Here is a 23,489-nt window from a genome sequence, read left to right as displayed (position 1 = left end):
TGGTCAAGGGTTTCTCGAATCAGTACGGTAAAAAAAAGACAAGGTGCAGGGTATGAAGCGTAAGGTAACGAAGGCAGTATTTCCGGTTGCTGGTTTAGGAACTCGATTTCTTCCAGCTACGAAATCGATCCCGAAAGAGATTATGACTTTGGTCGACAGACCTTTGATTCAATACGCAATCGATGAGGCCCGTGCCGCTGGGATTAAAGAGTTTATCTTTGTGACCTCTCGCGGCAAAGGCGCGCTTGAAGACTACTTTGATCACGCTCCTGAACTTGAAAACTCTCTTCGTAAAAAGGGTAAGAAAGAGCTTCTTTCGACCCTGAAAAATACTAACATGGATAGCGGTGCCATCGCTTACATTCGCCAACATAAGGCGCTGGGTCTTGGTCATGCTGTTTGGTGCGCGCGTCGCCTTATCGGGAATGAGCCTTTCGCGGTTATCTTGCCGGATGACGTGATCGCGGCTGAAAAACCGTGCCTCCAACAAATGACCGAAGCGTATCAGGAAACCGGTGGCTGCATGGTTGCGGCTATGGAAGTCCCACTTGAGAAGGCATCAGCATATGGCGTGCTTGATGTGAAGGAAGACTTGGGTGCGATGGTCTCTGTGCGGGGCATGGTCGAGAAGCCTGAAGTAGATAAAGCGCCGTCAAATCTTGCTGTTATCGGCAGGTACATTCTTACGCCCAAGGTTTTGCAAAGTCTTAATCAAATCAAGAAGGGCGCTGGTGGTGAAATCCAGCTGACAGACGCTATCGCGAATGAGATCAACGAAGACCGTGATGTCTATGGGTATCGGTTTAGTGGTCAAAGGTTTGATTGCGGCTCTAAAGCAGGGTATTTGCAGGCTACGGTTGCCTTTGGGCTTGCGCGGCCAGAACTGCGCGATGAACTTGCGACCTATCTAGATGACATGAAAACCGCACAGCAATCGGTGTAAACTAAAAGGACGGGCTTTATGGCAAACGTGCTGGTTACAGGTGGGGCAGGCTACATTGGCTCCCACGCTTGTAAGGTGCTGGCCGCAGCCGGCTTTACCCCCATAACTTACGATAACTTGTCTACGGGCTGGCAGGACGCGGTTAAGTTTGGTCCTTTTGAGCAGGGCGACCTTTTGGACCGCGCCCGAATTGATGAGGTGTTTGCTCAATACGCCCCCGTTGCGGTTATGCATTTTGCGGCCCTTAGCCAAGTTGGCGAATCTGTGAGTGATCCGGGGCTTTACTGGCGTAACAATGTAGGCGGTTCCTTGAATCTTGTTGAGGCGGCTTCTGCGGCGGGGTGTCAAAATTTTGTCTTCTCATCGACTTGCGCGACCTACGGTGATCAAGATGGGGTAACTTTGTCGGAAGACACGGATCAGCACCCAATCAACGCATACGGAGCATCTAAACGTGCCGTAGAAGACATCCTGCGCAATTTTGAGCAAAGTCATGGGATGCGGCATGTTATTTTTCGCTATTTCAACGTGGCGGGCGCTGATCCCGATGGAGAGGTCGGTGAGTTTCACCAACCCGAGACCCATCTTATCCCACTGATGTTGGACGCCATCGACGGCAAACGGGATGCGTTGACTGTTTATGGCACCGATTATGATACCCCTGACGGGACCTGCATTCGTGACTATGTTCATGTGATGGATCTAGTTGAGGCTCACGTTAGGGGCGTTCAATGGCTTCTTGATGGCCATGACCCGGCGGTTTTTAACCTTGGTACAGGTACTGGCTTTTCCGTTCGGGATGTAGTCGATCATAGTCGTTCGGTGACCAATAAAGAGGTCCCTATCATAGAGGGTGCCCGCCGTGCAGGAGATTGCACAAAGCTGGTTTCAGGTAGTGATCGCGCGGTGTCCGAGCTTGGCTGGATGCCTACACGATCAACATTGGAGGCGATGATCACGGATGCATGGCGTTGGCACCAATCAGGTCATTACAACAAGTAGGAATTTTCCTGCGATCTTGGACATCACGCGCCTTGTGTCTCGTGTTGGGCGCGGGCCGCTTACTGGCGTCGACCGAGTGGAGTTGGCCTATCTTAATTGGTGCCTGTCCGGTGATGAAGCCCAACTGTTTTGTTTGGCTCGGATTACTGGCGGGTATGTCCTGCTGGATCGCGCAGGTGCTGTGGCGTTCCGGACAAGACTGTTGGAAGGCGGGCCTTGGGGGCGCCGTGATCTGCGCGCGAAGCTAAGTTTGAAACTCGCGAAAATTAGGGGTGCGGCGGAATCTGAGCTCCGGAGGCATGCCATTTCGCGGTCAGGCCGACGTTCGCTACCCGCGATGCCGTTCACTGATGGGGTGTATTTGAACACGGGCCATTCAAATTTATCACAGGTAACGCTGAGTGGTATGAAGGATCTGGGGATAAAAATCGTGACGCTTGTTCACGACATGATTCCCCTTGATTGGCCAAAATTTCAACGTGACGGCACCGTGCAAACATTTGAGCGAAAGATGGAACAGGTGGCTGAAAACAGCGATCTGATTATTGCAAACTCAGCTGATACTTGCGGCCGAGTGGAGCATTACTTCAGTGATTGGGGTCGCCATCCGAATTACGTGGTTTCGCTACTAGGCGTTGACCAAGTATCACATAAAAACAAAAGATTGGGCAAGAATAGACCCTATTTTGTGACTGTTGGAACCATAGAGCCTCGAAAAAATCATGCACTCCTACTGGATATTTGGTCGGAGCTGGAAGCAGAAATGTCTCCTTCTGAATTGCCGAATTTACATATTGTCGGCCGGCGTGGCTGGAAGAACGAAGAGCTTTTCAAACGGCTTGATGACTTACGTGGTGCTCCTTGGTTGCGTGAGCAAAATGATTTGGATGATGTCAGCTTGCGCACTCTCCTCGCAGGGTCGCACGGCTTGCTATATCCGTCCTTTGCCGAAGGCTTTGGTCTGCCATCAATTGAAGCTGCTCAATTGGGTGTGACGGTGATCTGTGGCGATCTTGCCATTCACCGCGAAGTGTTGGGTGACTACCCCGTTTACGCAGGCTTGCAAGATAGATACCTTTGGAAAAAAATAATACTTGAGCAGGCAGAGCAGAGGCAGAAAGACCTCGTTCACGCGAACATGGCTAAGAAACCGAGAGTACCGACGTGGTCGGAACACTTTGATGCCGTTAACACGGCGGTGACGAAGCTACTGTAATCAGCGTGAATAGAGGTAACACAATATGGGTGCCCTTAATTCATATCGGCTTCGTATGGAGCGGAAGCGTTGGCGCATGCGAGCAGTTCGCAAGCGAAGGGAACTTGCGTCCGTTAAAGACCGCACTGCGCAAATCGCACCTTCTGATATCATTGTTTTTTGTACGCTCCGCAATGAGGTCGTACGCCTTCCCTATTTCCTAAAGTACTATCGCGAGATGGGGGTCGATCATTTCGTGTTTGTCGACAATGGATCCGACGACGGTACCGGAGAGTATCTCGCCAATCAGCCGGATGTTTCGCTGTTCGAAACTGACAGTAGCTACAAGCGTTCCCGGTTTGGCGTGGACTGGGTCAACTGGCTGCTGCGCAAATATGGTCACGGTCATTGGTCGCTTGTCCTCGATGTAGATGAGTTCTTTGTTTACCCGTTCTGCGATACGCGACCGATAAGGGCGCTAACGGATTGGCTTGATGCGTCTTCTGTTAAATCCTTCGGGACGCTCATACTGGACATGTACCCCAAAGGGCCCATCGACTCTGTGAAGTATGAAGCGGGGGCTGATCCCTTTGAGCATCTTCATTGGTTTGATAGCGGAAACTACTCGATCAAGAAGAACAACCAATACGGGAACCTTTGGATTCAAGGTGGACCAAGGGCGCGCGCATTCTTTGCCGACAGGCCGGAGCGGGCACCAGCGCTGAACAAAGTGCCTCTCGTACGTTGGGACCGCAGTTATTCTTTCGTCAGCTCTACGCATATGCTTTTGCCGCGTGGTTTGAACCTAGTTTATGACGAATGGGGCGGGGAAAAGACCTCTGGGTGCCTGCTGCACGCTAAGTTTTTGGACACCTTTACCTCCAAGTCGTCCGAGGAGCTGCAACGCAAAGAGCATTTCGCGAACAGCCACGAATACAAAGCCTATCATACCGGACTTTCCGAGGACCCAGACCTGTGGTGCAAGTGGTCTGAAAAGTACATCAACTGGCGCCAGTTGGAAATCCTGGGGCTTATGTCTAAGGGGAACTGGGCATGAGTGTCGGATTCGTCATGTTGGTTCATGATGCATTGGGCCGCGCTGCTCAAGTTGCGCGGCATTGGTCTGAACATGGGAAGCCTGTCGTAATTCACGTTGATAAGCGTGTGGATGACAGTGATTACGAGTATTTCCAAAGCCGTTTGGCCGATCTAGAAAACATTCAGTTTTCGGAACGTCATTTGTGCGAATGGGGCAATTGGTCAATTGTTGGCGCGACGCAATCGGCGTGTGAACAGATGTTGAAAGCGTTTCCAGATGTACGTCATGTTTATCTGTCCAGTGGGTCCTGTATGCCGCTTCGGCCCGTTGAGGAAATCCAATCCTATCTTGATGAGCGGCCTCGCACAGATTTTATCGAATCCGTCACCACTGACGAGGTTGATTGGACAGTTGGTGGCTTGGATCAGGAACGCTTCACCCTTCGTTTCCCGTTCTCCTGGAAACGGCACCGCCGCCTTTTCGACGGATATGTTGATTTACAACGACGCTTAAAGACGACGCGGCGAATTCCAGCAGGGCTGACCCCACACCTTGGTTCCCAATGGTGGTGCCTGACGAGACAAACACTGTCGGCAATTTTGCAAGACCCGCGCCGGGATGAGTTTGACACCTACTTCAAGCGGGTCTGGATTCCGGATGAAAGCTACTTCCAAAGCCTGTGTAGGCTCTATTCTACTCAGATCGAAAGCCGCTCTTTAACTTTGTCGAAGTTTGACTTTCAGGGGAAGCCACACGTCTTTTATGATGACCACTTACAGCTTTTGCGGCGGTCCGATTGCTTTGTTGCGCGCAAAATTTGGCCGAAAGCCGAACGTTTGTATCGGGAGTTTATCGCCCCTGCGTCTCGTGCGCAGGATATGGCCGAACCTAATCCCCTTAAGATTGACCGCTTGTTTAGTCGCGCCACCGAGCGGCGTACGCGCGGACGTGCGGGGCTGTATATGCAAGGCCGTTATCCGAACGATGGTTGGGAAAACGGTAAGACAAGTGGGCGATATTCTGTGTTCGAGGGCTTCGCATACCTCTTTGACGATTTTGAGGGGTGGATCGCCCGGCGAACCGGCAATCGTGTGCACGGAAACCTGTTCGCCAAAGACCGTGTGCATTTTGCTGGCGATGACGATGTGTACAATGGTGCCTTGAGCGATAGCGCTGCGCTGCGCGATTACAATCCTAGCGGTTTTTTAACCAACCTAATTTGGAACACACGCGGAGAGCATCAGAGCTTTCAGTTTGGCCCGTCCGATCGTCAGGAGATCACTGACCTTCTCGCGGCGGACCGGAACGCTAATATTTCTATAATTTCCGGCGCTTGGGCGATTCCACTGTTCCACTCAAACCAAGATTTCTCCGAGCTTCGAAAGGTGGCTGCCCACCTTCAAAGAGTTGAAGCGGCGCATTTGGAGATATTAAAATTGGGTAAGACAAAAGCACAGGTTCGTATCTGGAGCCTTGCTGAGTTTATTGAAAACCCGATGGAGAACCTGCAGACAATCCTTGATGATATCGGTGGCATTGGGCAGCGGCGCTTATCGGAAGTTCCAGTGATGGCCGATCTTACCGGCTTTGGACAGTTTTTGCAGAACCTTAAGAACCAAGGCATGAGCCCGCATTTGATGGGCGACTTCCCAGTTATTCAAGAAAATGGCGATAAACCTCAAGGTGGTCGCCCTTATTTGGTGAAATAGAATATGAGCAAACAGTTTGAGTATTTTGTTGTCTTCGCGGAAATGCGCACCGGATCGAACTTTCTGGAGGCCAGCTTAAACGAGTACTCTGATCTGCAATGCTATGGGGAAGCCTATAACCCGCATTTTGTTGGCCACCACAACAAGGATGAGTTGTTTGGCGTGGACAAAGCACAGCGCGAGATTTCGCCGCTGATGTTGATCGAACGGATGAAGGAAAACTCCGATGGTTTGCCGGGGTTCAGGTTCTTCAATGACCATGATCCTCGTGTGATGGAGCATGTTTTAAAAGACCCCAAGTGCGCCAAAATTATACTGACCAGAAATCCATTGGACAGCTATGTCTCGTTGAAAATTGCTGGGCAAACAGGCCAGTGGAAACTGTCTGATGTGAAGCAACGCCGCAGCGCTACTGTGGCGTTTGATCGTGAAGAGTTCGAGCTGCACCTCGCCGCGAAGAAGGCGTTTCAGCTCGAGATATTGAAAGGTATGCAGGTGTCGGGTCAAACGGGCTTTTACGTTGCCTATGAGGACATCGGGGACGTAGATGTTTTAAATGGAATGGCGCGCTTTATCGGGTCTGACGACCAGATCGACAACACACCAAACAGCGTCAAAAAGCAAAACCCGAGCGGGTTGGAAGAAAAGGTCACCAACTACGATCAGATGGTGAAAGACCTTGCGAATATTGATCACTTTGGGTTGTCCGATACCCCTAACTTTGAGCCACGTCGCGGGCCCGGAGTGCCGGGTTTCTATTTAGCGGCGGAATCGCCGTTGTTGTTCATTCCTGTCGCGGCTGCGCCCAGTGACTGCGTGTTGGATTGGTTGGCGGAGTTGGACGACTGCAAAATTGAGGACTTACAAACCAAGCTCTCACAAAAAAAGCTGCGTCAGTGGAAGCGAGCGAACCCTGGTCATCGGAGCTTTACAGTTATTCGTCATCCGTTGGAGCGAGCACACAGGGTCTTCTGCAAATACATTCTGCCCAAGCGGGACGACAAGTTTTCCGATCCGCGTAAAGTGATGCGCAACAAATATGGTGTGAGTGTACCAGGACAAGGCGACTTGAGTGGCTATACGAAAACGGATCATCGCGAGGCGTTTGGCAAGTTCCTAGAGTTTCTCAAAGGTAACTTGGCTGGCCAATCTAGCATTCGAATTGATGCGGTGTGGGCGACCCAATCTGCCTTACTTCAAGGCGCTTCCGGCGTTGTCTTGCCCGATATAATCTTGCGTGAAGACGAGCTGAACGAAGGTTTGAATGGGCCGGCTTTGGCCATGGGTATAGAAGCCGGCGAAATGCAAAGCGAGCCTGAGGTGGGCCCATTTTCGCTAGGGGATATCTACGATCGCGAGCTGGAAAAGCTGGCTAAGGCCGCTTACCGCAAAGATTATATCAGCTTTGGATTTGGGGATTGGAGTGAAGGCTAAGCAGCCTTCGATTCCTGTTCTTCGGTTAGGATCGCGTGCAGCGCAATTGCGTCAGTATTGGCGCGCAATTTCGTGCAAATATCAGAGTTGCGCATGGTTCGTGACACCAATGCCAGCGCTTTGAGGTGATCGACGCCTGCAGATTCTGGCGCGAAGAGTGCGAAGAACAGATCTACCGGATGACGATCAGCGGAATCAAAGTCCAGTGGACGCTCGACGCGCAAAAATACGGCTACGACGCTATCTAGGTCTTTGATGCGTGCATGGGGCAAAGCAACCCCATGGCCCACACCTGTCGGGCCAAGGGATTCGCGTTCTAACAAAGCTTCAAAAGCCAAGTCGGCAGGAATGCCATGTGCAGAAAACGCCAGCTCAGAGATTGCCTGAAACAGGCGCTTCTTACTGGTGACAGTTGATACCGTCTTTACCGCATCTTGCGGCAGGATTTCCGAGATCTGCATAGCCCGCTCTCTGAACATGGCCGGTTTGTCGGCCTACTTAGCTGCTTGAGGGGTCAATCCAGCCTATATTTCCATCCTCGCGTGTATACACGACGTTGACGTTCTTATTTCCCTCATTGCGAAACACTAGCACAGGTGCACCAGCAATTTCCATCTGCATAACGGCTTCCCCAACCGATAGCGAAGGGATATTGGTCTCCATCTCTGCAACGATAATCGGCTGCAAATTTTCTGGCTCCGAGTCTTCCGACCCTTCGCTTGCGGCAAGGATATAGGAGGAAGCGCCCGAAAGTTCAACTGGTTGTGACCGTTCCTTATGATGGTCCTTCAGTCGCCGCTTATAGCGCCTTAGCTGCTTGTCCATTTTTTCGAGACATTGATCGAGGGCAGCGTAGATTTCGGTGTTGTGGCCGCGAGCCTGAGTCGTAAGGCCAGTGCTTAGATGCACGATCACTTCGCAGACATATTCGTGCGCGCTTTTGGAGAAAATGACGGTCGCATCCGTTGGTCGTCCCGCATATTTCTCAAGAACGCTTCCTAACTCCGATTTGACGTGAGTTTGAAGCGCTTCACCGATGTCAATTTGTTTGCCCGTGATCTGGTAACGCATGGCGTCTCCTTGTTTGTATTTTGGGAAATCACCGACCAAATATTGTAGGGAAATCTAGCCGGATTTGGACTGAGCGTCTGGTGCCGCCCGAAAATTCGGGACGTTTCCAATTCGAGGTTTGCGCTGGGCAAGACCAAAGCCTGGGGCTGTCGAACACTCATTGACCCTATTTGGCGACGGCAGAGGGGTAGGTGTCAATCAATTTGATAAGAAGTCTCGCCAGATTGCGCAAAATTCAGCTGATACGGAAGTTTTGGCCTAGGTAAACGCGGCGCACGTTTTCGTCTTTTACGACTTCTTCCGTCGTACCACTCATCAAGACGTGGCCGTCGTGAAGGATGTACGCGCGATCAACGATTTCCAGAGTTTCACGGACGTTATGATCCGTGATCAACACCCCAATACCCCGCTTTTTAAGGTCTGAAACCAAGCCACGGATTTCGCCAACAGCAATTGGATCAACACCGGCAAACGGCTCATCAAGCAGTAAATATTTGGGATCAGCAGCTAGGCATCGGGCAATTTCAGCGCGGCGGCGTTCCCCGCCGGATAGGGATAAAGCGGGAGCACGACGCAAGTGGCCGATCGAGAATTCGTTTAGCAGCTCTTCAAGCCGTTCTCTGCGTTTGGTGCGGCTTTTGATCGAGATTTCAAGAATCGCGAGAATGTTGTCTTCAACGCTCAGGCCGCGAAAGATGGACATCTCTTGCGGAAGGTAACCGATACCAAGCTTGGCGCGTCGATACATGGGAAGCAGGGTCACATCACGTCCGTCAATTGTGACGGTCCCAGCTTCAGGAGTTACCAAGCCTGCAATGGAGTAGAAGCATGTAGTTTTGCCCGAACCATTTGGCCCCAGAAGCGCTACAACTTCGCCACGAGCCAATTCCATTGACACGTCGCGGATAACGGGGCGTCGTTTGTAGTTTTTGCGAAGCCCTAGAACCTTCAGACCGGAAGATCCGTCCTGAACGCTAAGATCGGGTGTATCGGCCATTAGTTGCCGCCAGTTTGGAAAATTGTGCGCACTCGACCCGACATCCGTCCTGATCCAGTGTTAAGATCAACTGTCAGCTTTTCACCGGACAGTGCATTTTGGCCCTGGGTTAGTATCACATTACCAGTCATGACGATCTCTGCGCCAGCCACCGAATAGACAGCCTTTTCAGCCTCGGCGGCTTCCGCACCATTTACCAACGTGACATTCCCCGTCGCGACCAGCTGATCGATACGGCCCGTGGCTTGACCGTTTTCAGTTGCATATTGCACCTGAACGCGGCCCGCGCTGAGGCGCATTTCGCCCTGCCCTGCAACGACATTGCCGATAAAGACGGCGCTTCCAGACGCTTGATCGACGGTCAGCTCATCAGCCGTGATTTCTACCGGTAAACTGGCATCATGTTGCAAGCCGCCAAAGGCAACGGATGCCCCTTGGGCATGTGCCGTGCCTGAAATAACGAGAAGGGCCAGTGCTGCTGCGGCAGCAATTTTGGAAAAAACAGTCATTATCACCCTCTACTCTTTCGCATCGTATATCAGCTTCACCCCATTCTTGAAAACAAGAACCTGTGTTTCGCCATTTGACGTCAATGACATGGAGCCGGCCTCCAGCGTCCCAATAGGCCCGCGGCTCGAAACATGTGTTGGCGCATTGAGACTGGCGTTGGCCAAGTTTGCTGCCAGTGTTTCTGTTTCCAAGCGGTATCCATTGGATGTCGAGAGGCGAACGTTTCCTTCTAGATCTAGCAAATCTTTTGTTCCGTCATACAGCGCGCTGTTCGCAATGATCCCGAAGGATGGGCCGGTTTTAGATTCGATGCGGGCTACGACCTTTTCTATGGTCAAGCGACGCGGGTTGGTCAAATCTGGCACTGCGCTTTCGGCATCAACCACTATTGAGGAGCCATTGTTCGTGGTGCCGGAAAACCGCGGCGACATCAGTTGTTGCTCACGGGCGATCTTTTCAATGTCGATGTCTGCGAAGGGTATAGCGTCTTCTGGGTCAACCGTGCGCGAAAAGAGAAACATCGTCGACAAAAGCCCAAGTGCGACTAAGGGAAAAATAATTTTCGCCCATTGCACGAAGCGGGAGTACCTGTTGTCGATACGTCTCATAGCTTCAGGCCACGCCAGCGCGAAGGCAGTCGTGGATGTGTAGGATACCCAATGGTGTACCGCCATTTCCTGCTTGCGTGACAAACAGGCAGGTAATCTGGCGCTCATTCATGTTGGCAACGGCAGTTTCGGCCAAGGCGTCAGGGGCGATGGTTTTAGGGTTCGGGGTCATGACCTTAGATGCCGTCATATCCAACAATCCCTTCATGTTACGTCGAAGGTCACCGTCGGTGATAATTCCGGCCAAACTGCCAGCATCATCGATCACACCCACCACACCAAAGCCTTTTTGGCTGATCGCGATTAGGACATCCGGCATAGGGGTATCCATTGCGATGACAGGAAGCTCGTCCCCAATGTGCATTAAGTCGGATACCTTTGACAGGCGAGCGCCAAGCTTGCCGCCGGGATGGAACTCGCGGAAGTTTTCAGGTGTGAATTGGCGGTGCTCCATCAAGGCGATTGCCAAGGCGTCGCCCAATGCCAGCGTCATGGTGGTGGAAGTTGTGGGGACAACACCCGTGTCGCAAGCTTCCTCGGCCTTTGGAAGGATCAGGGCCACATCACATTGCTTGAGCAATGTGCTATTTGGGCGGCTGGCGATCCCGATCATAGGGATGTTGAAGCGGCGAGTGTAGGCAATTACATCCGCCAGCTCTGGCGTCTCGCCCGAATTGGACAAGATCAGCGCGACATCGCCTTGGGCCATCATTCCCAAATCGCCGTGGCTTGCCTCGGCTGGATGCACAAAATGTGCGGGGGTCCCAGTTGAGGCCAATGTCGCAGCAATTTTTCGGGCGACATGGCCGGATTTTCCCATCCCGCAGATAATCACACGGCCTGTGGCTCCGAGCATCAGCTCTACGGCCTTCGCAAAGTTGTCATCCAGGCTGCTTGCCAACAGCTCAAGCGCGTCCGCTTCGCGGGCGACGACGCGACGGCCAATTTTCAGGAATTTTTCGGGTGCTATGTTTGTCATTGTCACTATCTAATGTGCGAAGATGTCTATTTCAGGCCAGCCGGCTAAATCTAGCTGAGCACGGGTCGGCAGGAAATCAAAACAGCTCTGCGCAAGCTCGGTCCGGCCCTCGCGTTCCAACATATTTTCCAACTTAGCTTTCAGCTTGTGTAAGTGCAAAACATCGGATGCGGCATAGTCGCGCTGAGCTTTGGTCAATTCGGAGGCTCCCCAATCGCTGGATTGCTGTTGTTTGGAGACGTCTACGCCAAGTTGCTCTTGTAGTAGGTTCTTTAATCCGTGCCGGTCAGTGTAGGTGCGGACCATCTTGGAGGCGATCTTGGTGCAGTAAACTGGGGCCGTTAGCGCGCCAAAAGCATTGAGCATTGCTGCGATATCAAATCGGCCAAAGTGGAACAGTTTTAGGACTTCAGGGTCTTCCAGCAAGCGGCATAGATTAGGGGCCTCTGTTTGATCGAACGCGATTTGCACGAGATGCGCATTTCCGTCACCACCAGAAAGCTGCACGACGCACAAACGGTCGCGAAGCGGGTTCAAGCCCATGGTCTCGCAGTCGATGGCTACAACAGAACCAAGGTTGAGATCGTTAGGCAGGTCGCCTTGATGCAAGAAGTTGGCCACGTGCTGGGCTCCCTTAAGGTGTTCCTTGCGGAATAGGCTTTTTGGGTGTGATATTCAATAACAGGGGTTATCCGCTGCGAATATAGAGTGTTGGAAAGATTTGGTGCCCAGGAGAAGCACTGGATAATCATTCCGAATTTGTCCTAAATTGTCTAGTTATTATTTATTTTCAGAGCATTGCAGAGTTCCGGCTGTCTTCATAACTCCTAAATGTCCCTATTTTGTCTAAGTGGTGCTATCTCTTACGATGGGGCTGGCATCATTTTTGAATTAGTCATGCCAGAGCTCAACAATCTGCCTGCGCTGAAAGCCAAGACTGCTGGTGCAGGTAAATATGGTGACGGCGTGAACCTTTGGCTTCACAAAAGTGGAGTTGCCGGAGGTAAAGGGCTTTTCTTTTCAAGGTGGGAAGTCGTCGTCGCGAGATGGGGCCTGGTCCGTTCCCTGCGGTCTCACTCAAGGAAGCGCGAGCGGAAGCAGATGAATGGCGGACAGTTGTTCGCAGCGGTCTGGATTCGATCAAAGAGCGACAACGCGAAAAGTGGGAAGCGGAGCGCAATCTACACTTACTCAAGGACATTGCGGCCGATGCTTTCGAAAGCCGTAAGGCTGAGTTGAAAGGTGATGGCAAAGCGGGACGTTGGTTTTCGCTGCTCGAACTTCACGTATTATCGCGGCTTGGTGGCGTGCCTGTCTCTAACATAGATTAAATCGATATTCGCGACACGCTTGCGCCGATATGGCATGAAAAAGCAGACACCTGCCGAAAGGCCATGAACCGTCTGGCGATATGCACGAAAAATGCGACTGCGCTGGGCTTAGATGTGGACCTCATGGCTGTCGAAAAAGCCAGGCGCTTTTAGGCAAGCAACGTCATGGGGTGAAGCATGTTCTCGCCCTCCCTTGGAAGGAGGTTCCCAATTTCTATGCAAGTCTTGATGAAGGCACGACAACTCATCTGGCGTTGCGATTGTTGATCTTGACGGCAGTGCGCTCACACCCTTTGCGGTTCTTGCATCTTGGTTAAATTGACGGTGACGTTTGGACCATCCCTGCCGATGCGTTGAATGGGCGTAATGGGGCGACTTCTGGTTTTCGGGTGCCGTTATCCCAAGAGGCGTTGAAGATCATCGATCAAGCCCGACCAATGGCACGGGACGGGTTTTTGTTTCCGAGTGTTCGCAAGGGTGTAATCAGTGATGCGACGATGGCGCGATTGATGGAACGTCGGAAGATGGAATCGCGACCTCATGGTTTTCGGTCTTCATTCCGCGATTGGGTGGCTGAAACAACAAAGACACCGGATGACGTAGTGGAAACTGCGCTCGGTTATGTCGTTGGCGGATCAGATGAACGAGCCTATCGGCGGACGGACCTTTTTGAGAAACGCTGTAAATTAATGAGGCTACAGACTGTGCAGAACGCGGAGATTTTCGAGCGCTTGAATCTATTGTAGAGAATCGCGGCTTTTTACGTACCAGTAGAGCGCGGACCCTCGTAGCCGAGCGCATGAGGGAACTTAGGAAAACTGGAACGGCAAAGGCAACCATTAACGCTGATACGCTTACAGAAGTTATTGTTCTCATGGTCGACCTAAAATGCACTGAATACCGTGGCAAATTGGCTTGGTTGCACCGAAACCATGATGTTAGCATTGAAGCATTGAAGAAAAGGCTACGTGACGCAAAAAGAGAACCGGCGATTGGCGCGATCTACAAGGCGTTTTCCGAAGCGAAGAAAGAAAAACCATAACAGTTCAAGGTCTGTGCCTCCTCGTGGGGTACCGAAGCGCCTTAATTTGGTAACTTATTCTTGGGCCTTGATCACCTGATAGCTCCTGCATGAACCTTAACATGCAGGAGCATACCATGATCGTTGAGAAACATTACCGCCGAACAGAAGTCGAAGAGATCACAGGCCTATGCAGGTCAACTTTGTACTCGATGATTTCTGAGGGAAAGTTTCCCCGCCCTATTCGCATGAGGGCAAAGGCTGTTGCATGGCCTGAAAGCAAACTTATCGAATGGTTGGAAAACTGGCCCGCCGCTTAAACGAAATCCGCGCCCCTTTCACAGAGGACACGGGCAATGTCGTTTGAACTTTTCGGTGAGCTCAATATGAAAAATACCGTTTTCCTGCCTTGGCGCAAGCTCAAGGACATTCAACAGCATACGAGACCTAAATCACCTATATGACCCACATTTTAACTACATCACCCTTGTCGATAAAGAGTATCGAAACAACCGGTTTGAGAGCGATCATGCTGCCTTCAAGAGGCTGTTTGGCTATCGGCAATGCTTCTGATCATTAAGGTGTGCGAAGGCGATACTACTGGGAATGGAAACTATCTGAACGATCAAGAACGGGCATGTTCAGATCCCACAATCAGGCGTACGAGGGAAAGTTGCGTTCGATCGTCAATTGTTTAGTTTGGCTGCGTAAAATCAACGCGCTACGATGCAAATATGGGCTCAATCAATGCTACAATTCCCTTCTGGGTGACAGCATTGGTTGTCAAAGTCAGAATTCGTAATTTAGCGGCCTTTTCACTTGTTGTCCCTGAGTCTCATGTAGAGCTTTATACGTAGTTAATGCGTCTCAAACTGTTGATTTAAAACAATATTGTGTTGTGTCTTTTTGAAAATCATTGCCTACATAAATCTTACATTTGCTATAGGTCGTCGCAATGAATATCGAGCAGTCCCTGACAACAAAAAAAAAATCTAAACGAGCGTTAACAACGAGTGAATATCGGGCAGACGTTCGTGGTGGGCGTATGACCAAGGTTGCGGGTGTCGCCGCAAGCTATTCATCGTCCTTGGGCTGGGCGACGGTACCGGGTTTGGTTTGCTCGTTTGTATCCATGCCAACGATCGTTGCGGGTCTCTTCGTCCTAACGCTCCCAACGGCTGCCCTAGCCTGTGTTGAAAGCGCGCCGAATTCCGGCGTTTTCGTTTGCGATGATGACCAAACACTCCCCCAATTTCTGTCAGCTAACGGCACATTGCTGGATGTAACGGTGTCCGAAGACGCTTCCTTTGAGGTTGATCAGGGAGGGTTGCCAATTGCGATCACTCTTGAAGGGGATAGCGGGATAAGTTTTGTGCAGGGTACGCCCGGCGGTGCGGGAGCGGGCAGGATCGACAGTACCGGTTACGGCATCCTTGCAGATGCAACTGGTGGTGATGTCGACATCAGTGTGGTGACGAACGTTGGTGATGGGAACACAGAAGAAGCCGCCATTGCCGTGATCGCAGATGTAGGTGTCGGGTCAATAAACGTGCAAACTGGCGAAGGCAATATCGACAGTCAGAAATACGGCTTCGTTGCTTCGTCTTCTGGAAGTGGCGGTATCACTTTCAATGGCGGTGACTCTGGTTGGATTCGAGGTGGGTATTACGGCATTAAGACCACCGCACTTGGCGACAATCCAGATACAACGATTACTGTTCAGGGTGCGGTCATTGGTTTGTCGGCTGACGGCATCTCTGCCCAACATGGGAATGCAAGTACTGAAACGGGCGGCGACATAACCATTCAAACGGGCGATGGGGACGTCACGGGTGGCCGGCACGGAATTAACGCAGAAAACTACGATGATGGTGATGTTAGCATTACCGGTGGGGCCGGGGCGATAAGTGGCGGTGAACGTGGCGTCAACGTGCAAAACAAATTCACCGGTAGCACAGACATCACCGTTGAGGGTGCGGTGACAGGTACAAATGATAGCGCCATCTATGTTAACAACGGGCCAACGATTTTTGATATCATTTTGAATGGTGCGGAATATGGGCCCGGTACTCTAGAAATCACCACAGGCGATGGTGAAATCAATGCCGGCAAGACCGGAATCGAGGCCTCAAACACGAACCAAGGTGGCGTTACACTTACCACTGGGACGGGTGCGATCACTGGTGATCGCGAAGCTATTGCTGTTGCTAATATTTTCGGTGGCTCGGTCGACATTTACGTCAACGCGGACCTTACAGCAACAGGCACCAACGTGGCTCCGGGCACCACCAACCATGCCCTTCGAGCCACGAATGGCATTGACGGAGATGCACTCACGATCACGGTCGAAACTGGTGTCGAAATTACGGCAACAGGCGGCGGCGGCGATGCAGTTGGGATTTTGGCGGCCAGTAGCGGTAGCGGCGATGTCACTCTGGATTTAGGCTCAGTCACTATCAGGGGCGGCGAGAGTGGGATTGATGCTGCTAACCGCGGGGCTGACGTCAATGTTAACATAAACGGCGGCTACATTTTTGGAGGATTTAATAGCGGTATCTATGCCCAGAATTATCCAGGTGCCGGTAGCATTTCTATCAGCACGGGTTCTGCGGAGGTCATCGGCAATCGGAACGGTATCAGGACTCTTAGCCGGTCGTCAGGGAACATCGATATTACGACTGGTGCCGGAGGCAGTATCACCGGAATTGGAGGTGCGGCCATTTTTGCCTACAACCGGGATGGCAGTGACGGTAACGCAACCATCACGATTGGGGGCGAGGTTTCAGGGATCACTGGCGCTACACAAGACGCCGTTCGGGTGATCAATGAAGGCACCGGTGATGCGACGGTAACAAGCCTCGTAGGCAGCAATGTCACTGGTGCTTATGACGGTATCGACATTTCAAACAATGACGGCGACGTTGTTGTTGACGTTGACGGTGCGGTGACAGGCACGGCTGGGGACGCCATTACCGTCGTAAACGGTGATGACGGCAACGCAACGGGCAACGCAGTAACCGTCGCAACAGGTGCGGGCGCAATCACAGGTGGTCAAAACGGCATCGACGTGACCAATGAAGGCACTGGTGGCGTAACGGTCCAAGGTGGCGCAGGCGCCATCACAGGCGCCCAAGACGCCATCTTGGTTGACAACACGAATGGCGGCGCCGTTTCGGTTACGGTGAGCGGAGCGGTCACAGGCGGCGGCGCTTATTCGGGTATCTCTGTCGCAAATGCGGTCGGCGGTTCCACGCTTTCAGTGACAACTGGCGCAGGCGACGTAACTGGGGGCAATTATGGGGTCGCTGCAACCAATGATGGCACTGGGGACTTGTTTTTCAATTACGGCACGGCCGGCCTTGGGGCGACTGGGGCTATTACGGGCGGTAGTTCTGGTGTCGCACTTCTGAACCAAAACGGCGGCTCTGTGAGAGTTACCACCGTTGGCGATGTAACCGGAGAACTTGTTGATGGTATCCGCGCGGGAAACAATGCTTCCGCGACCGCCTCTGCGCTGTTTGTGCATACCAGCGCTGGTGAAGTCGATGGCGCCCGATATGGCGTCAACGCGTATAATGAGGGCAGCGGTACGCTTAGGGTTTCCAGCGAAGAGGGCGGGTCAATCACCGGTGGTGACGACGGCATCAAAGTGACGTCTGATAACGGCGGTGCAGTACAAGTGGCAGCCTTGGGTGCAGTAACCGGTGAAACAGGGGCAGCAATCGACGTCGATAGTAACGAAGGTGGCGACTCAGTAACTGTAACCACGGGAACCGGTGCAATTGACGGCGCAACCAATGCAATCCTGGTGAATAATACAGGGGACGGCGGAATAACCATTGATGGTGGCATTGGTGCGATAACATCTGACAGTCTTTCCGCTATTCGGCTGAGCAATCTGAATGGTGGTGACACCGTCGTTGTCATTACCGGTGATGTGACCTCAGGCAGCAGAAACGGTATCCAATCTTATAGCAGTGGCTATGGAGATGCTGACACTACAGTTTCGATAAGCGGTGATCAAGCAGAGGTGACCGGTGCAAGAGACGGCATCGCCCTCACCCAGCAGGGTGGGCAAGATCTATCTGTTACGACAGCGGCGGGAACCGCCGTCGGAGGTGGCCGGTATGGTATCAGTGCATTTAATAATGGGGCCGGTACGACAACAATTAACGTCGATGGGGCTGTCACGGCGTCCTCAGCTTACGACCCGAGTGGCAGTGCGCGGGATGCGATTAACGTAAGCACTGGCTACGATTCCACTACGCTTTCGGTAACAACAGGCGTCGGGGACATTTCCGGCGCGCGAAACGGCGTTTCAGCAACCCATAATGGCAGTGAAGATCTGACAGTCCAAACCGGTCAAGGGAGCGTCGAAGGCGCCGCAGAGTCTGGCATTTACGCAAGAAGCACTGGTTCTGGTGGTCTGAACATCACCGGCGGAACTGGCGAAATTACTGGCTATTTCTATGGTATTTTTGCTGAAAACACGAACGGCGGTGCCGTAGATATTGGCGTTTCGGGTGATGTTACCGGGACTTCAGGCGACGGAATCTACGCGGAAAACGATGAGAATGGAACGACACTAACTGTCTCAACCGCTGCAGGCACGACTGTTAGCGGTGCAGCAGACGGGATCGACGCGCGCAATGACGGGACCGGATTGCTAACGGTTGAGGCGCTCGGCGCGGTGACTGGGGACGGCGGATCTGGCGTTTACGCAAGGAACACTGGTTCTGGTGGTATAGACATCACCGGTGGAGATGGCGCAATCGCGGGCTCCAACTTTGGTATCTTTACTGAAAACACGAACGGCGGTGCCGTAGATATCGACGTCTCGGGCGATGTTACCGGGACTGCAGATGCTGGGATTTACGCGTCAAACGATGAGTATGGAACGACACTAACTGTCTCAACCGGCACTGGCACGACTGTTCACGGTGGAGCAGCCGGTATCGACGCGCGCAATGACGGGACCGGATTGCTAACTGTTGAGGCCCTCGGCGCGGTGGCTGGGGACACCGGGTCTGGCGTTTACGCAAAGAACACTGGTTCTGGTGGTCTGAATGTCACCGGCGGAGATGGCGCAATTGAGGGCGCTCTCAATGGTGTTTTAGCGCGAAACACGAACGGTGGCGCCGTGGAGGTGTCCGTTTCGGGAAGTGTGACCGGGTCTACATTTGACGGGGTTCACGCCGAAAATGGTGACGGTGGGTCGACGCTGTCGGTTACAACCGGTGCGGGGGATATTTACGGCGCGCAAAATGGCATTTTCGCAAGCAAACTCGGCGATGATGATCTGACTATTCAAACAGGTGCAGGCGCTGTCGAAGGGGGGAGCAACCATGGTATTGTCGCGACGATCAGTGGGACTGGTGGACTGGGTATCACTGGGGGCACCGGCGCAATCACCGGTGCTATCAATGGTATGTTCGCGCAAAACGCGAACGGTGGTGCTGTGGATATCGGCGTGTCCGGTGACGTTACTGGGATCTCAGGTGGCGCGATTTCCGCGTTAAACGGTGTTGGTGGGACAACATTAACCATTGAGACGGGTGCAGGCACCATCCAAGGCGACCTCTACGGCATTGAAGCGCGCAATTTTGGTACGGGGGATTTACAAATCACCGGCGGTGCGGGCGAAATCCTTGGTACGCAGTCTGGCGTCTATGCGAAAAACTATAATGGGGGCGACACGACTGTTTCTGTTACGGGCGATGTGACGGGCACAAATGCCGATGCGATCTTTGTCGATAATATTGGTACGTCCGTCTTGGTTGAAACCGGTTCTGGCGAAATTCAAAGTGGGATGCAGTTTGGTATCAATGTAATTAACACCGGTGATACATCCAACGCCGGATCGGAAGATCTAACAGTCAGAGTTGGTACCGGAAAAATCACGAGCTATTTGTCCGGTGTCGCGACCAATAATCAGGGCGAAGGTGAAACCAATGTCTCTGTTGAGGGTGAAATCGAGGTCACGGGTCTTCTCGCTGGCATTAACGTAACAACTGGTTTCTCAAACACAGATACAAATGTCACAACAGGCGCGGGAGACGTGACTGGCGGTTACCTTTCTTCTGGTGTCAAAGTTAATCATCAAGGTACTGGTACGTTGACCATCACTGGGGGCGAAGGCACGATCACAGGCGATACTGTTGGTATTGAAGCTGAAAATCTGCGGGGTTTGGAAACCAATATTAACGTAACCCATGATGTAACGGGGCAAATTTCATTCGGAATTAGCGCTCTAAATTCGGGAACTGCGGGGGCCATGTCGATCAGCACCGGAGCAGGGGAAATTTACGGCGGAAGGAGCGGTATCTACGCAAGAGCTTTCGGTGAAGACGTATCTATTACCGGCGGATCGGGTGAAATAAGCGGTGGTGACAACGGCGTCGAGGTTGAAAACTTTGGCGTGGGATCGGCGAACATTGATGTTAGTGGCAATGTTTCAGGTGATGCAGAAGATGGCATTAATGTAAGAAATGGTGGTACCGCGACCTCATTAACAATCACAACTGGCGCGGACGCCATTGTCAGCGGTGGAATTGACGGTATCGACGCGCGCAATGACGGGAGCGGTACACTCGTTGTTCAGGCCCAAGCCTCGGTTATCGGCGAAAGCGGCACTGGAATCTCGGCATACACTGGCATCAATAACACCGGTGGAATTTCGATCGAAGCTGTCGATGTAACCGGTGGTGTCTACGGGGTTTACGCCGAAAACTACGGGACAGGCGGGATTTCTATCGTTACGACCGGCGATGTCACGGCTGATACAGATGAAGGAATATACGCTTACAACGGGGCCTATAGCCTTGAGGATTTGTCGATTGAAGCGGTCAATGTTTCTGGTGGTTACAGCGGAATAATCGGGAATGATTTTGGCGGGGGTTCTGTTACTATCAGGACGACTGGAACCGTGTCCGGCGCTGGCTACAACGGCATCTATAGCCGGAACGAAGGCGATGGCGATATTACGATACTAGCAGCGACAACCAGTGGCCTAGATAACGGTATTCGCGCACGGCAATATGGCACCGGTGGACTGACCATTACGGCAACCGGAGCCACGACAGCATCTGATCCAGATGGGACTGGGATCCTCGCGAACGTCGCGAGTACCGGCCAAGGTGCTTTGACGATTGCTGCCGCGGAAGTCAGCGGCGGTGAGAACGGTATATACGCAAGAAACGAAGGTCTTCTTGGCATCGACATCATAGGTGTTGGTGGTGACATCGACGGCGGTGAAAGTGGTATCTCTGCGTCGAATTTCGGCGGTGGAGCCGTTTCCGTCAGAGCTGTTGATGATGTCGCGGGCGGAACGCTTCATGGCATTTTGGCATTCAACGACGCCAGCGGAACTTCGGTTTCGGTTACGACGATCGCGGGTGATGTTCAAGGCGGAGAAGTTGGTGTTCTGGCCGAGAACAACGGCAGCGGCGATCTGACGTTCACTGGTATTGCAGGGTCGATCACTGGCGGTGATAACGGCATAGAATTGGAAAATAACGGAGAAAGTGCCGTAATCGCGACCATAAACGGGGCCGTGACAGGTACAAACGCGACTGGTGTCAAAGTTTCCAACACCAATGCAGATGGCACCTATGTGGACGTTCAAACAGGCACAGGCGCCATCACCGCAGGGACGTATGGCGTTGTTGTGTCAAATGTTGGTACTGGCGATCTGACCTTCACCGGCGGCACAGGTGCGATCACTGGCGATTGGGGCGGCGTCATTTTGCAGAACCAAAATGGTGGGGCTGTGTCTGCCAGCGTTCAAAGTGATGTGACAGGTGTAGGCAACAACTACGACGGCATTGTTATTGGTAATGGTTCGGGTGGAACGTCATTGGACCTCACGATCACTGACGCTTCTGTTCAAGGTGGCCAAGCTGCAGTTTACGCGTCCAATAGAGGTACCGAAGATCTTACCATTACGGCAACTGGCGACGGTGCAATCTCCGGCGTCTACGACGGTATCCGAGCCCGAAACTACTACGGCGGCGCGGTGTCAATCTCGGTAGAGGGTGATGTGACCGGGACAAGAACCCGGGGCATTCTTGCGGTTAATGACGCCGACGGTACGAGCATGACAATTTCGACCGGCGAGGGCGCAATTGAGGGCGGGACTGCAGGTGTCATCGCGCTTAACAGAGGCAGCGGCGGGCTGACGTTCACTGGCGGCTCGGGATCTATCACTGGTGTCACGGAATACGGTGTGGTTGCGCGGAACTATAACGGAGGCGATGTATACGTAAGTGTATCGGGCGATGTTACCAGTGAGATGGCCATTTCTGGTGAATATGACGCCCTCAATGTCATAAATAATGCCGGTGGGGGATCGGTGACGGTCAAAACAGGTGCCGGAACAATTTCTGGTACAGATGGAGGCATCCAAGTGACGAATAGAGGCGTTGGCGACCTCGACTTTGAGGGTGGTACAGGTTTGATCACCGGTCGCGATGGTCTCGTCGTGTCACACGCCAATATTGGTGATGTAACTGTCAGCATTGCTGGCGATGTAACTGCAACAGGCGGTAGGGCTATTAGCGTTTCGAAAGGCCTTGGGTTCGGTGGTGTTGATATCTCGCTAGGCGCAGGAAGCATCAACGGAACTCTCAGAGGTGTATCGGCAGTTTCGAGCGGCACTGGCGATCTGACGTTCACGGGTGGCACAGGGTCGATTACTAGCGGTGGCCACGGCGTCGAACTGGAAAATAACGGGGAAAGTGCCGTAATTGCGACGATAACTGGAGCCGTGACAGCTACAAGTGGAGACGCGATTGGTGTCACTGTTTCTAACACCAATGCAGATGGCACCTATGTGGACGTTCAAACAGGCGCAGGCGCCATCACGGCCGGAGGGTATGGCGTTGTTGTGTCAAATGCTGGCATTGGCGATCTGACGTTCACCGGTGGCGCAGGTGCGATAACTGGCGCCAAGGGCGGTGTCATTTTGCAGAACCAAAATGGTGGGTCTGTGTCCGCCAGCGTGCAAAGTGATGTGACCGGCGAACGCAACAACTATTACGGCATTCTTATTGATAATGGCGCGGGTGGAACGTCTTTGGATCTCACGATCACTGACGCTTCTGTTCAAGGTGGAACTGGGGTTCTCGCGACCAACAACGGAACCGGAGATCTTACCATTGAGGCAACTGGCGACGGTGCAATCGCCGGCTTCTACGACGGTATCCGAGCCCGAAGCTACTACGGCGGTGCAGTTGCAATCTCGGTAGAGGGTGATGTGACCGGGACCGCCGGTCGCGGTATCTTGGCATATAACGGCCCCGATGGGACATCTGTTTCGGTTACGACAGGCGCTGGCGATGTTGCCGGCGGAGACGTTGGTGTTTTGGCTGGAAATAATGGCTCTGGCGATCTGACGTTCTCGGGTGGCGCAGGGTCGATTACAGGCGGCGGGGACGGTATCATTTTGCTGAATCAAAATGGTGGGGCATTGTCCGCCAGCGTGCAAAGTGATGTGACCGGCCTGGCCCGCTATGGCATCAACGCCGTTGCAAGCGGCGGCGGCATCACAGTCGATACAACCGATGGCAGCGTCTCGGGCCATACTTCTGGGATCTATGCGAAAGATTTTGCAGGTGCGATTGCGATCACGACAGCTGATGTTGAAGGCACCA

The 23,489-nt window shown here is 52.6% G+C and carries 17 protein-coding genes; 10 read left to right on the top strand and 7 right to left on the bottom strand.

Features of this window, described 5'->3' with window-relative positions:
- The first annotated feature begins 52 nt into the window (after positions 1-52).
- From galU to ABJN86_RS00060, 6 genes are read left to right on the top strand one after another with little or no spacing between them, the layout of a single operon-like run.
- A complete protein-coding gene (galU, locus tag ABJN86_RS00085; protein ID WP_348362915.1) occupies positions 53-943 on the top strand; it encodes a UTP--glucose-1-phosphate uridylyltransferase GalU in 891 nt (296 codons plus the stop codon).
- 18 nt (positions 944-961) lie between these two features.
- The gene (gene galE, locus ABJN86_RS00080) at positions 962-1,945 is read left to right on the top strand and encodes a UDP-glucose 4-epimerase GalE (RefSeq protein WP_348362917.1); all 984 of its coding nucleotides are present in this window, start codon (positions 962-964) and stop codon (positions 1,943-1,945) included.
- Positions 1,946-1,961: 16 nt separating this feature from the next.
- The gene (locus ABJN86_RS00075) at positions 1,962-3,161 is read left to right on the top strand and encodes a glycosyltransferase (protein WP_348362918.1); all 1,200 of its coding nucleotides are present in this window, start codon (positions 1,962-1,964) and stop codon (positions 3,159-3,161) included.
- Between the two features lie 25 nt (positions 3,162-3,186).
- The gene (locus tag ABJN86_RS00070; protein WP_348362920.1) at positions 3,187-4,197 is read left to right on the top strand and encodes a glycosyltransferase family 2 protein; all 1,011 of its coding nucleotides are present in this window, start codon (positions 3,187-3,189) and stop codon (positions 4,195-4,197) included.
- Complete coding sequence (locus ABJN86_RS00065; protein ID WP_348377736.1) at positions 4,194-5,888, top strand: beta-1,6-N-acetylglucosaminyltransferase; 1,695 nt, start codon at positions 4,194-4,196, stop codon at positions 5,886-5,888. The genes ABJN86_RS00070 and ABJN86_RS00065 overlap by 4 nt, the downstream gene beginning before the upstream one ends.
- Positions 5,889-5,891: 3 nt before the next feature.
- Positions 5,892-7,322, top strand: coding sequence for a nodulation protein NodH (locus ABJN86_RS00060; protein WP_348362923.1), 1,431 nt, complete (start codon positions 5,892-5,894; stop codon positions 7,320-7,322).
- Here ABJN86_RS00060 and ABJN86_RS00055 read toward each other — a convergent pair.
- The 7 genes from ABJN86_RS00055 to ABJN86_RS00025 form a co-directional block, all read right to left on the bottom strand.
- Positions 7,319-7,783 carry a PTS sugar transporter subunit IIA gene (locus tag ABJN86_RS00055; RefSeq protein ID WP_348362925.1) on the bottom strand — a complete coding sequence of 155 codons (465 nt, stop codon included), beginning with the start codon at positions 7,781-7,783 and terminating at the stop codon, positions 7,319-7,321. The genes ABJN86_RS00060 and ABJN86_RS00055 overlap by 4 nt on opposite strands.
- Before the next feature lie 37 nt (positions 7,784-7,820).
- Entirely contained in the window at positions 7,821-8,393 is a 573-nt protein-coding gene (gene raiA / locus ABJN86_RS00050) for a ribosome-associated translation inhibitor RaiA (RefSeq protein WP_348362927.1), read from the bottom strand.
- A gap of 235 nt (positions 8,394-8,628) precedes the next feature.
- Positions 8,629-9,390, bottom strand: coding sequence for an LPS export ABC transporter ATP-binding protein (gene lptB / locus ABJN86_RS00045; RefSeq protein ID WP_348362928.1), 762 nt, complete (start codon positions 9,388-9,390; stop codon positions 8,629-8,631).
- Positions 9,390-9,899, bottom strand: coding sequence for a lipopolysaccharide transport periplasmic protein LptA (gene lptA, locus ABJN86_RS00040; RefSeq protein WP_348362930.1), 510 nt, complete (start codon positions 9,897-9,899; stop codon positions 9,390-9,392). Before lptA ends, lptB begins: the two co-directional genes overlap by 1 nt.
- Positions 9,900-9,908: 9 nt before the next feature.
- Positions 9,909-10,508, bottom strand: coding sequence for an LPS export ABC transporter periplasmic protein LptC (gene lptC, locus ABJN86_RS00035; protein ID WP_348362932.1), 600 nt, complete (start codon positions 10,506-10,508; stop codon positions 9,909-9,911).
- 4 nt (positions 10,509-10,512) lie between these two features.
- Positions 10,513-11,487 (bottom strand): KpsF/GutQ family sugar-phosphate isomerase, encoded by a 975-nt coding sequence (locus ABJN86_RS00030; protein ID WP_348362933.1) that lies wholly within the window; start codon positions 11,485-11,487, stop codon positions 10,513-10,515.
- Between the two features lie 9 nt (positions 11,488-11,496).
- Entirely contained in the window at positions 11,497-12,108 is a 612-nt protein-coding gene (locus tag ABJN86_RS00025) for a ribonuclease D (protein ID WP_348362935.1), read from the bottom strand.
- Between the two features lie 404 nt (positions 12,109-12,512).
- Here ABJN86_RS00025 and ABJN86_RS00020 point away from each other — a divergent pair, with 404 nt between their 5' ends.
- From ABJN86_RS00020 to ABJN86_RS00005, 4 genes are all read left to right on the top strand, one after another.
- On the top strand, positions 12,513-12,818 hold the full coding sequence (locus ABJN86_RS00020; protein WP_348362936.1) for an Arm DNA-binding domain-containing protein: 306 nt from the start codon (positions 12,513-12,515) through the stop codon (positions 12,816-12,818).
- Between the two features lie 799 nt (positions 12,819-13,617).
- On the top strand, positions 13,618-13,860 hold the full coding sequence (locus ABJN86_RS00015; RefSeq protein WP_348377737.1) for a hypothetical protein: 243 nt from the start codon (positions 13,618-13,620) through the stop codon (positions 13,858-13,860).
- Positions 13,861-13,976: 116 nt separating this feature from the next.
- The gene (locus ABJN86_RS00010; protein WP_348362938.1) at positions 13,977-14,159 is read left to right on the top strand and encodes an AlpA family phage regulatory protein; all 183 of its coding nucleotides are present in this window, start codon (positions 13,977-13,979) and stop codon (positions 14,157-14,159) included.
- 725 nt (positions 14,160-14,884) lie between these two features.
- The coding region (locus ABJN86_RS00005; protein WP_348377738.1) for a hypothetical protein at positions 14,885-23,489 on the top strand (8,605 nt) is incomplete at its 3' end.

Origin of the sequence: Litoreibacter sp. (assembly GCF_039974535.1) — a bacterium.
GTDB lineage: Bacteria > Pseudomonadota > Alphaproteobacteria > Rhodobacterales > Rhodobacteraceae > Litoreibacter.
This window is presented reverse-complemented; position numbering and strand designations above follow the sequence as displayed.

Bases quoted from the DNA above. Each gene is read 5' to 3' on its own strand.
- galU (WP_348362915.1), top strand. From the start codon at position 53: ATGAAGCGTAAGGTAACGAAGGCAGTATTTCCGGTTGCTGGTTTAGGA.
- galE (WP_348362917.1), top strand. From the start codon at position 962: ATGGCAAACGTGCTGGTTACAGGTGGGGCAGGCTACATTGGCTCCCAC.
- ABJN86_RS00070 (WP_348362920.1), top strand. From the start codon at position 3,187: ATGGGTGCCCTTAATTCATATCGGCTTCGTATGGAGCGGAAGCGTTGG.
- ABJN86_RS00065 (WP_348377736.1), top strand. From the start codon at position 4,194: ATGAGTGTCGGATTCGTCATGTTGGTTCATGATGCATTGGGCCGCGCT.
- ABJN86_RS00060 (WP_348362923.1), top strand. From the start codon at position 5,892: ATGAGCAAACAGTTTGAGTATTTTGTTGTCTTCGCGGAAATGCGCACC.
- ABJN86_RS00055 (WP_348362925.1), bottom strand. From the start codon at position 7,783: ATGCAGATCTCGGAAATCCTGCCGCAAGATGCGGTAAAGACGGTATCA.
- raiA (WP_348362927.1), bottom strand. From the start codon at position 8,393: ATGCGTTACCAGATCACGGGCAAACAAATTGACATCGGTGAAGCGCTT.
- lptB (WP_348362928.1), bottom strand. From the start codon at position 9,390: ATGGCCGATACACCCGATCTTAGCGTTCAGGACGGATCTTCCGGTCTG.
- lptA (WP_348362930.1), bottom strand. From the start codon at position 9,899: ATGACTGTTTTTTCCAAAATTGCTGCCGCAGCAGCACTGGCCCTTCTC.
- lptC (WP_348362932.1), bottom strand. From the start codon at position 10,508: ATGAGACGTATCGACAACAGGTACTCCCGCTTCGTGCAATGGGCGAAA.
- ABJN86_RS00030 (WP_348362933.1), bottom strand. From the start codon at position 11,487: ATGACAAACATAGCACCCGAAAAATTCCTGAAAATTGGCCGTCGCGTC.
- ABJN86_RS00015 (WP_348377737.1), top strand. From the start codon at position 13,618: ATGAGGGAACTTAGGAAAACTGGAACGGCAAAGGCAACCATTAACGCT.
- ABJN86_RS00010 (WP_348362938.1), top strand. From the start codon at position 13,977: ATGATCGTTGAGAAACATTACCGCCGAACAGAAGTCGAAGAGATCACA.